This is a genomic window from Campylobacter concisus, assembly GCF_015229955.1.
In the GTDB taxonomy this organism is placed as follows: domain Bacteria; phylum Campylobacterota; class Campylobacteria; order Campylobacterales; family Campylobacteraceae; genus Campylobacter_A; species Campylobacter_A concisus_AT.
Genome location: NZ_JAAKYZ010000009.1, coordinates 26,843 through 36,966 on the forward strand (window position 1 = coordinate 26,843; position 10,124 = coordinate 36,966).

Here is a 10,124-nt window from a genome sequence, read left to right on the forward strand (position 1 = left end):
TAAAATAAAATAAAAAAATTGCTTTGATTATAAAAAAATAAGGCTAAAAGAAGAGTTAAACAAAGAGAGCAAAGCCCTCTTTGTCTTGGTTTTAGAGTCTTGACTCGTAGCGTCTAAGCATATAAAGACGTTTAAGCATTTTCTTACGAGCAGCAATTTTTTGTTTCTTGCGGATCTCAGTTTTAGGCTCAAAGAAGCGTCTAGCTCTTGCTTCAGTTACTACTAAGTTACGGTCAGTTTGTTTTTTAAACTTTCTGTAACCCTCGTCAAATGACTCGTTAGGATGTACCTTAATACCAGGCAACGTCCTCACCACCTTTCAGATTAAAATAAGCCGTGAGTATAGTTTAATTTTCATAAATTTAAGCTTTTAACTATTTTTTTTTAAAACTCTTTTAATGCCATAAGCTTTATAATCATAAAATTTCAAAAAAGGCTTATTATGTCAAAGGATTTTCATCTTAGCTATGCCAAGAGGCGTTATATTTTTTTCGCCTGTATTACGCTATTTGTCTTTGTTTTACCATTTGTCAGAGTAAATGATGCGCAGCTATTTTTGCTAAGTTTTGATAAAAGTAGAGTTGATCTCTTTTTTACAAAATTTGATATGCAAGAGCTTTATTTATTGCCATTTTTATTTATCATTTTGTTCTTAAGCATATTTTTTCTAACGACACTTGCAGGGCGTGTTTGGTGCGGTTGGAGCTGTCCACAAACTATTTTTAGAACGATATTTCGTGACCTTTTGCAGACTAAAATTTTAAAGATTAGAAAAAATATCCAAAATAAGCAAAATGAGCCAAAAGGACAAATTTTAAAGCGTGCTTTAGCAGTTGGAATTTGGTGCATTTTAGCTCTTATTATTTCGGCAAATTTTTTATGGTATTTTGTGCCACCGCTTGATTTTTTTGCTTATTTAAAAGAGCCAAGCGAACATGGAGTTTTGCTTGCGTTTTGGCTTGTTATCGCTATTTGGTTAGTTTATGATGTCATCATTTTAAAAGAAAATTTTTGCATTTATGTCTGTCCTTACGCTAGGGTGCAGTCAGTGATGTTTGATAACGATACGATCCAAGTTATTTACAACCAAAAAAGAGGCGGCATAATCTATAATGGACAAGAGAAATTTAAAAAGCCAAAAGAAGAGGGTGCGCTGTGTACTGGCTGCGAGGCATGCGTGAGGATATGTCCGACGCACATTGATATAAGAAAAGGTATGCAGCTTGAATGTATAAATTGTCTAGAGTGTAGCGATGCTTGCGCTAAGGTGATGAAGCATTTTGATGAAAGCTCGCTTATCGAGTGGAGAAGTATAAATTCTATAAAAGAGCAAAAAAGGGTCAAAATTTTACGCTTTAGAACGGTTGCTTATCTCGTCATTTTGGGCATTGTTTTGACAGCTGGGGTATTGATGAGTAGCAAAAAAGAAAGCATGCTTTTAAACATAAATAGAACAAGCGAGCTTTATAAAATTTTAGGTGAAAATGAAGTCGAAAATTCTTACGTATTTTTGGTGCAAAATACACAAAATAAAGAGCATGCCTTTTACTTTGAAGTAGATGATAAGAATATAGAAATTTCTCGTCCAAATAAGCCATTTATATTAAAAGCTGGCGCAAAACAACGAGTAATCGTCACGCTAAAATCAAAAAATGAAAATTTAAGCGATAAAGATCTTTTAAAACATATAAATATAAAAGCCTATGCCACTGACGAGCCAGCTATCAGCGTGCAAAGGCAAAGTACTTTTATCTATCCTAAAAGATGATAAAATGGCAAAAATTTAATAGGAAGCAAGATGGCGATCTCAGAAAATGGTAAAAAAAGATACGAACTTATCGTAAAAACAGCACTTGAGCTATTTTTAGAAAAAGGATACGAAAAGACAAGCTTAAGTGACATCGTAGCGATAAGTGGCGGATCGCTTTCTAGCATTTATACATTTTTTGAGAACAAAGAGGGGCTTTTTGAGGCGATCATTGAACAAGAGATAGATAGCCTTATAAAAGAGATTGATGAGAAGATAGATCTTAAAATTTCTCACAGCTTGGAGGAATTTTTAACCAAATTTGCAACCATAATATTTTCTATTACTTGCAGCAAAAGGCATATCTCTCTTGGTAGGATAATGATGAGTGAGGGTTCTAAAAATGGTGGCAAACTTGGTAAGACGTTTTTGGATCAAATTTTAAAAAAGATCGATCTTGTGCTTATAAATTTCTTTGAAAGAGATGAGGTAAAAGCCAAACTTGATCCAAAATTTTCAGCCAAATTTGCTGCGAAGTACTTTATACAAAGTGTGATTGGGGCTTATTACTACGATTCGCTTTTGATAAATGAAGAACCAAAGCTTAGTGAAAAAAAACGTAAAAAGCATGTTGGCTTGTGTGTTGAGTTGTTTTTGAATGGAATTAGTAAAAAATAAAATTGACTTTTTATTTGTTTTCTAATAGAATCGAGAACTTTAAATTTTTGTAACAATTATTACAAAAACTAAATATGATATTAAAATTTAAAATTAAGAGAGGTTTTTATGGCAAATTTTAAAAGTGCTCTTGTGCTTTCGGTTGCAGTTTTATTTCTAAGTGGTTGTTTTGAAAATAAAGAGAATAAAGCGGCAGCAGGTCACCAGATGCCACTATCTCATGTGGATATTTTTACCGCACAAAAAACAGACATACCTATTAGTTTTGATTACACCGCAACAGTTACAAGTAGTCAAGATGTCATCATCTATCCAAAAGTTGGCGGAACTATCATAAAGCAGTTTTTCAAGCCGGGAAGCAAAGTAAAAGCGGGCGATAAGTTATTTTTGATAGATCCAGAAAAATATCAAGCTAGCTTTGACTCACTTGATGCCTCTGTTGGCGTAGCAAATGCAAATTTGAAAAATGCTGAGACTGAGTTTAAAAGAATTTCTGCCCTTTATAAGAAAAATGCAGTCTCTCAAAAAGACTATGATGCGGCAGTTGCAGCTTATGATATTGCAAATGCAAATTTAGTAAGCGCAAAAGCAAATTTAAAAAATGCAAAAATAGATCTAGGATACACGACTATTACAGCGCCATTTGACGGCGTAGTGGGTGATAATCAAGTAGATGTTGGTTCGCTTGTCATAGCAAACCAAACAAAACTTGTAAGACTTACAAAAATAAATCCTATTGAAGCAGAATTTTATATCGCTGATGTGGATAATCTAACTAGAAAGACAAATTTGGATAACGGCTCATGGCAACAGCTAAATAGTGACACTGTGTTAAGTGTCAATGGCGAAAATTTTAATGGTAAAGTAAATTTTATAGATAATGTCGTAAATACCGCAACTGGCAGCGTTTTAGCAAAGGCTAGCTTTGATAACAGTGAGGGTAAAATTTTACCAGGTGCGTTTGGTCATATAAAGATGAGTGGATTTGTGCAAAAAAATGCCTTTAACATCCCACAAGTTGCTCTTCAACAAAGTGCTACAAACTCTTATGTTTTAGTCGTAAAAGATGGCAAAGTAAGCCAAAAAAATGTAAAAACAGGATATCAAACAAAAAATATGGTAGCAGTCACTGAAGGTCTTGAAGATGGCGATAAGATAATCGTTAATAACTTCCTTAAAATCGGAGTTGGTGCACCAGTTGAAACTGATAAAGACCTAAGTGCGGAATTTATAAACGGCAAAGATGCAAACGCTACAAGTAGCAAGTAAAGGCAGATAGATGTTTTCAAGATTTTTTATAAACCGCCCGATATTTGCAACTGTTATATCTATCATCATAGTTATAGCAGGTTTTATGGGTATCAAGGGGCTTCCTATAGAGGAGTATCCAAGTCTTACTCCACCTACTGTCTCTGTAAGTGCGACATATAGCGGTGCTGATGCACAGACTATCGCCGACTCAGTCGCAAGTGCGATTGAAGACCAGATAAATGGCGTTGAAAATATGTTATATATGCAAAGTACCTCAAGCTCAGCAGGTACTATGAATATAAGCGTATATTTTAAGATCGGCTCATCGTCAAAACAAGCTACAATCGACGTAAATAACCGCGTGCAAGCTGCTCTTTCAAGGCTGCCTCAAGAAGTGCAAAATATGGGCGTAACGGTTCGCGAAAGAAGTGGCTCGATCCTTCAAGTTGTTGGCTTTACAAATCCAAATATGGATTTGATCGAACTATATAACTATGTAAATTTAAATATTGCTGATGAGATAAAAAGGGTTAGTGGTATCGGTGATACAGTATTGATAGGTACTAAAGAGTATTCTATGAGAATTTGGCTAAAGCCAGATAGACTAGCTCATTTTAAACTAACTCCAAGCGACGTCATTTCTCAAGTAAAAATTCAAAACTCACAATATGCCGCTGGCAAGATAGGCGAACAGCCATCGGATGGTGGTAATCCTTATGTTTATTCTGTTCGTACCGATGGTCGTCTTAAAAATGCAGCCCAGTTTGGCGATATAATAATTAAAAGTTCCGATGGATCAGTGTTGAAGCTAAAAGATGTAGCTACCATAGAGCTTGGAGCAGCTAGCTATGCTAACGATGCGATGTTAAACGGCAAACCGGCTATTCCTCTTTTGCTATTTTTACAAAACGACGCAAACGCACTTGCAACTGCTGAAGCTGTCAAAGCAAAGCTTGAAGAGCTAAAGAAAACCTACCCAGTTGGTCTAGAGCACACGATAGCCTACAATCCAACTGAATTTATCACCGTCTCAATAGACGAAGTCATAAAAACTTTTATCGAGGCGATGGTGCTAGTTCTTATCGTAATGTACTTCTTCTTAAAGAGCTTTAGAGCTACCATCATACCGATGCTAGCCGTGCCAGTATCTATCATAGGTACATTTGGCGGACTTTATGTGATGGGGTTTAGTATAAATTTGATTACACTTTTTGCCTTAGTTCTTGCCATCGGTATCGTCGTAGATGACGCTATTATCGTCATAGAAAATGTCGAGAGAATTTTACATGAAGATAAAGGGATCAGCGTAAAAGACGCGACGTTTAAGGCGATGGAAGAGGTGCAAACTCCAGTTATCTCTATCGTACTCGTGCTTTGTGCTGTTTTCGTGCCAGTTTCATTTATGGAAGGCTTTGTTGGCGTTATACAAAAGCAGTTTGCTCTAACACTTGTTATTTCTGTTTGCATCTCAGGCTTTGTCGCCCTTACGCTTACGCCAGCGCTTTGTGCGGTTATGCTTAAGAAACAAGAGAGTAAGCCATTTTGGATAGTTCAGAAATTTAACGACTTCTTTGACTTTAGCACTAGACTCTTTACGGCTGGAGTGGCTAAAATTTTAAGGCATATTATTATTAGCTTTATTGTAATTGGCATTTTAGGATTTGCCACCTATAAGCTATTTGATGCTGTGCCAAAAGGGCTTGTGCCTTCAGAAGACAAGGGTGCTTTAATGGTTATCACCTCACTTCCACCTTCAACAAATATGCTAAAGACAAAAGAAGAAGTAGTCTCGATTAGCAACGCCATTTTAAGCAATCCAAATGTTGAGTTCACTATGGCTTTTGCAGGTTATGACATACTAGCTAGCTCGCTTAGGGAAAATTCAGCCGTTAGCTTTATAAAGCTAAAAGATTGGAGTGAGAGAAAAGGCGTTAACAATGGAGCTGATACATTAGCTGGCCAGTTTAATGGTATGCTTTGGGGCTCAAAAAACTCAATGACATTCGTTGTAAATTTACCACCTATTATGGGTCTATCAATGACTGGTGGCTTTGAGATGTATCTACAAAATAAAAGCGGTAAGAGTTACAACGAGATAGAAGCAGATGCTAGAAAAGTATCAGCAATAGCCAATGCAAGGCCTGAACTAACAAATGTCAGAACCACACTTGAGACAAATTATCGTCAGTTTAAGATAACAGTTGATAAAGAAAAAGCTAAATTATTTGGCGTAAGTGAGAGCGAAATTTTTAGCACGGTAGCAGCTACTTTTGGCTCTTACTACATAAATGACTTCAACCTTGCTGGTAAATCTTACCGAGTATATGCAAGAGCCGAGGAAAGTTTTAGAAATAATCCTGAGGATCTAAGAAAAATTTTCGTCCGCTCATATGATGGCGGCATGGTGCCACTAAATTCAGTAGCAACACTTACAAGAACGATCGGACCTGACATTGTTGATAGATTTAACCTCTTTCCATCGGCTAAGATCATGGGCGATCCAAAAACTGGCTACACGTCAGGCGATGCGATCAGAGCGATCCAAGAGGTCGTAAATGACACGCTAAGCAGTGAGGATTACGCTATAAGCTGGGCGGGAACGGCGTATCAAGAGGTAAATTCTCAAGGAACAGGCACGGTCGCCTTTATCTTTGGTATGATCTTTGTATTTCTCATCCTTGCTGCTCAGTACGAGAGATGGCTCATTCCACTTGCGGTCATCACTGCCGTACCATTTGCGGTATTTGGCTCATTGCTCGCTGTTTGGATAAGAGGCCTAACAAACGATATCTACTTTGAGATCGGACTCTTGCTACTCATCGGTCTAGCGGCTAAAAATGCCATTTTGATCGTAGAGTTTGCAATGCAAGAGCGTGATAGCGGTAAGAGTATATTTGACTCAGCGATAAATGCAGCTAGACTTCGCTTTAGACCTATCGTAATGACATCTATCGCATTTACCTTGGGCGTCTTCCCGATGGTTATAAGCACAGGTGCTGGTGCAGCATCTCGCCACTCATTAGGAACTGGCGTGGTTGGTGGCATGATCGCTTCTACGACGATAGCGATATTTTTCGTCCCAATGTTTTATTATTTGCTTGAAAATTTAAATGAGAAATACTGGAAAAAGGGAGCAAAAAAAGATGAGAAATAAGGCGTTTATACTTATAACGGCGGCGTTTTTAGCTGGTTGCTCATTTCGTCCAGAAATGCCAAATGTAGATACAAATTTCACCTCTACTTACACTTATGAGACAAGCGATATAAGGGATCTTTGGTGGAGAGAATTTAATGATGAAAATTTAAATTCTCTAGTAGAAAATGCACTTGAGAAAAATACAAATTTACGTGTTGCTTATTTAAATTTAGAGAAAGCAAAAGCAAGCCTTGGCGTAGCTGAGGCAGATTTGCTTCCTGGTATAAATTTAAATGTAGGCTACGAAAAAGCAAAAAGTAGCGGGGAAACGTATACTAAACAACCACAAACTCGTTATAGAAAATCAGATATAAATTTAGGATTAAACTATGAGATCGATCTTTGGGGTAGAATAAGAAATAATGTAGCAGCGGCCGAAGAAAGCCTAAATGCAACCAAATTTGACTACGATAGCGCAAGGCTTAGCCTTAGCTCAAGTGTTGCAAAAAGCTACTTTGCGTTAGTTTCATTAAATATGCAAGAAGCTGTGCTAAGAGAGACTTTAAAAACCTATGAAGACACACTAGCACTTCGCAAAACACAGCTTGATCTTGGAAGTATAAATGAGATGACTTATTTGCAAAGTAAGGCAGCAGTAGAAAGCGCTAAGACCAATCTTACTTCTATATTAAATGCAAAGTCAAAAGCTATTACCTCACTAGCCATCTTGACTGGTAAAAGTAATAATGAAATTTTAAGTGGAGCTATTGCTAGCTCGCAAAATTTACCAGCTTCTCCCGAGATAAGTGCTGGCATTAGCTCTGAAATTTTGCTAAGAAGAAGCGACGTGGCAAAAGTACTGGCTGATTTAAAAGCTACAAATGCTCTTGTTGGTGTTGCAAGGGCTGAGTATTTTCCAAGCATTTCACTAACTGGACTTTTTGGCTTTTCAAGTATTGATTTTGAAAATATCTTTGTTGGAAATGCCAATACGTGGAGCATAGGTGGCTCTTTAGCACAGAAAATTTTTGATTTTGGTAGGACAAAAAATAATGTCGCAGTGGCTAAAACAAATGAACAAATTGCTGCTGTTAATTATGAAGCCGCGGTAAAATCGGCTCTAGGTGAGGTAAGAGATGCTCTTGTCTCAAGGCAAAATGCAAAAATTTCTTTGGAACAAGTGAAAAATTTGCTAAAATCCCAACAAAGAATTTACTCGCTTGCTAAAGAGCAATATGACGCTGGCTACATTGGACATTTAGAGCTTCTTGATGCGGAGAGAAATTTGCTTCAAGCAAAACTGCAAGACGTCTCAGCAAAGCTCGATGAGGTCGATAGTTCAGTCGAAGTTTATAGGGCTTTTGGTGGCGGTTTTAAGTTAGAAAAATAATTAAAAAGGAGAGCAATTGGGAACTAAGATATTAAATTTCTTGTTTTCTTGGGGTTTTTTCGTTTTTGCTATCGCTCTTGGCGTAGCATTATGGTTTGCGATAAATTACGTGGATACATTTAGGCTTGAGTCAAGCTTTTATGATATCGGCGAGATATTTATGATGGCGGCTGTTTTTTGTATTGCCTTTTATGTGATCGCAGCAATATTTGTTATTCCTATTAGAGCGATCAAAAAATCTTAATCTTTCATCTAAGGACAAAATCCTTAGATGAACTTCTTGACTTCATTGTGTAAAATTCTTAGATTTTTGATTATTTATTTTAAAAATTTATTTATGAGATTTACCGCATTTATATTACTACTTCTAACAAGTATATTTTTAATAGCTTGCTCAGCTAATCAAGCAAATAAAAAGATAAGTAACTCTGAACTAGAAAACTTAGCTAAACAATATGGTGGAGTATATATATTTAATCAAAAATTTGTTGATGAGATAGAGAGAAGAGAAAGAGAAAGAAACGATTATATGGATGATTTCTTTAAAAATAATAAAAGAAATTTTAAAAGATCTGACCTAGAAATCATGGATCAAAAATTCCCTCAAACCCTCTCAAATGGTAAAAGATATTATGAAAATTCAACAGATTATGAAAACCAAACCAAAAAGAAGATAAAGATTCCAGCAGAATATAAAGAAAAGGTTATAAATTTTATAGGTATAGATAATTACAACAAATATAAACCAGGTTTTGATCTGGATTATTTTTGTATAGACAAAGAAGGCAATATCGAAGTAATAGATATGACAGTTGATTACTATATTGTAAAAACAGATTATGGATTATTTGGTGACGAAGGAAGAGGATTTAGTTTTAAGAAAAACAGCTTTGAAAGTCTTGGTGGTGGAAACAAATTCATTCTAATAAACAATTAATTTATAAAAGCAAACAAGGACAAGTAAGTGCTGACTGAAAAATCAAATAAAGAGCTAATAAATTGCTTTAAAGACTATATTGATATAGCTGATGCGAGTTATGCAATGCTTCATAATGTATTTGAGAATGAAAGAAATGGACTTAATGAGCTTTATGATAAATGAACTAAGTTATAAAAATACTTGAAATAAACTTTTATCTGTATAATAAATTTTAATAAACCCCAAACAGCACATAATAAATTAATAATATTATAAATACAATAACAATAAAATATCCAAACTAAAATTTCAAATATAAAAGGATAACCAATGAAATTTCTAGCTATAACACTCTTACTTCTAACAAGTATATTCTTAATAGCTTGCTCAGCTAATCAAGCAAATAAAAAGATAAGTAACTCTGAACTAGAAAACTTAGCTAAACAATATGGTGGAGTATATATATTTGATGAGAAATTTGAGAAAGAGATAGAGAGAATAGAAGCTGAGAGGAAAGAGCTAAGAAAAAATACAAAAGGTAAAGATTTAGGTGGCGGTCTTTATGCTGTCAATACTAAGTTGGTAGATGAAAAATTCCCTCAAATCCTCTCAAATGGTAAAAGATATTTCCTAGGTGGAACATCTAGTAAAATTTCACAAAGTTGTTATGAAAAAATTTATAATTTCATAGGTCATGAGAATTTAAAAAAATATGAACCTTGGATATTTTCAAATTTATATTACAAAGATAAAGAGGATAATATAGTTCAAATTTCATGTACTGTAGTTTATGAAAGAGTAAAAACACAGTATGGCTTATTTGGAGATGAAGGTAGAGGATTTAGTTTTAAGAAAAACAGCTTTGAAAGTCTTGGTGGTGGAAACAAATTCATTCTAACAAACAACAAATTTATAAAAGCAAACAAGGACAAGTAAGTGCAAACTAAAAAATCAAATAAAGAGCTAATAAATTGCTTTAAAGACTATATTGATATAGCTGATG

At 35.3% G+C, this 10,124-nt stretch carries 10 protein-coding genes; 9 read left to right on the forward strand and 1 reads right to left on the reverse strand.

Annotated features, from left to right (window positions below; translation table 11 throughout):
• Nucleotides 1-91 precede the first annotated feature (91 nt).
• Nucleotides 92-304: a 30S ribosomal protein S21 gene (gene rpsU / locus G6W45_RS09355; RefSeq protein ID WP_009294994.1), complete on the reverse strand. Its 213-nt coding sequence runs from the start codon at nt 302-304 to the stop codon at nt 92-94.
• A 138-nt stretch (nt 305-442) separates the two neighbouring features.
• On the opposite strand from rpsU, the gene ccoG reads away from it, so the two are divergent.
• The 9 genes from ccoG to G6W45_RS09400 all read left to right on the forward strand — a co-directional run bounded on the left by ccoG (nt 443) and on the right by G6W45_RS09400 (nt 10,057).
• Nucleotides 443-1,768 carry a cytochrome c oxidase accessory protein CcoG gene (gene ccoG / locus G6W45_RS09360; RefSeq protein WP_194168313.1) on the forward strand — a complete coding sequence of 442 codons (1,326 nt, stop codon included), beginning with the start codon at nt 443-445 and terminating at the stop codon, nt 1,766-1,768.
• A 30-nt stretch (nt 1,769-1,798) separates the two neighbouring features.
• Nucleotides 1,799-2,425, forward strand: a complete 627-nt coding sequence (locus G6W45_RS09365; protein ID WP_194168314.1) for a TetR/AcrR family transcriptional regulator — start codon at nt 1,799-1,801, stop codon at nt 2,423-2,425.
• Between the two features lie 108 nt (nt 2,426-2,533).
• Nucleotides 2,534-3,694 (forward strand): efflux RND transporter periplasmic adaptor subunit, encoded by a 1,161-nt coding sequence (locus G6W45_RS09370; protein ID WP_194168315.1) that lies wholly within the window; start codon nt 2,534-2,536, stop codon nt 3,692-3,694.
• Between the two features lie 10 nt (nt 3,695-3,704).
• Complete coding sequence (locus tag G6W45_RS09375; RefSeq protein ID WP_194168316.1) at nt 3,705-6,830, forward strand: efflux RND transporter permease subunit; 3,126 nt, start codon at nt 3,705-3,707, stop codon at nt 6,828-6,830.
• Nucleotides 6,820-8,202 carry an efflux transporter outer membrane subunit gene (locus tag G6W45_RS09380; protein WP_194168317.1) on the forward strand — a complete coding sequence of 461 codons (1,383 nt, stop codon included), beginning with the start codon at nt 6,820-6,822 and terminating at the stop codon, nt 8,200-8,202. The genes G6W45_RS09375 and G6W45_RS09380 overlap by 11 nt, the downstream gene beginning before the upstream one ends.
• A gap of 16 nt (nt 8,203-8,218) precedes the next feature.
• Nucleotides 8,219-8,446 (forward strand): hypothetical protein, encoded by a 228-nt coding sequence (locus G6W45_RS09385; protein WP_021090435.1) that lies wholly within the window; start codon nt 8,219-8,221, stop codon nt 8,444-8,446.
• A gap of 27 nt (nt 8,447-8,473) precedes the next feature.
• Nucleotides 8,474-9,139, forward strand: coding sequence for a tRNA 2-selenouridine synthase (locus G6W45_RS09390; RefSeq protein WP_242039096.1), 666 nt, complete (start codon nt 8,474-8,476; stop codon nt 9,137-9,139).
• Between the two features lie 27 nt (nt 9,140-9,166).
• Nucleotides 9,167-9,304 carry a hypothetical protein gene (locus tag G6W45_RS09395; protein WP_194168318.1) on the forward strand — a complete coding sequence of 46 codons (138 nt, stop codon included), beginning with the start codon at nt 9,167-9,169 and terminating at the stop codon, nt 9,302-9,304.
• A 147-nt stretch (nt 9,305-9,451) separates the two neighbouring features.
• Nucleotides 9,452-10,057 (forward strand): tRNA 2-selenouridine synthase, encoded by a 606-nt coding sequence (locus tag G6W45_RS09400; protein WP_194168319.1) that lies wholly within the window; start codon nt 9,452-9,454, stop codon nt 10,055-10,057.
• Nucleotides 10,058-10,124 lie beyond the last annotated feature (67 nt).

Coding starts and splice junctions, on each gene's coding strand:
- ccoG (WP_194168313.1), top strand. CDS start 443: ATGTCAAAGGATTTTCATCTTAGCTATGCCAAGAGGCGTTATATTTTT.
- G6W45_RS09365 (WP_194168314.1), top strand. CDS start 1,799: ATGGCGATCTCAGAAAATGGTAAAAAAAGATACGAACTTATCGTAAAA.
- G6W45_RS09370 (WP_194168315.1), top strand. CDS start 2,534: ATGGCAAATTTTAAAAGTGCTCTTGTGCTTTCGGTTGCAGTTTTATTT.
- G6W45_RS09375 (WP_194168316.1), top strand. CDS start 3,705: ATGTTTTCAAGATTTTTTATAAACCGCCCGATATTTGCAACTGTTATA.
- G6W45_RS09380 (WP_194168317.1), top strand. CDS start 6,820: ATGAGAAATAAGGCGTTTATACTTATAACGGCGGCGTTTTTAGCTGGT.
- G6W45_RS09390 (WP_242039096.1), top strand. CDS start 8,474: ATGAACTTCTTGACTTCATTGTGTAAAATTCTTAGATTTTTGATTATT.
- G6W45_RS09400 (WP_194168319.1), top strand. CDS start 9,452: ATGAAATTTCTAGCTATAACACTCTTACTTCTAACAAGTATATTCTTA.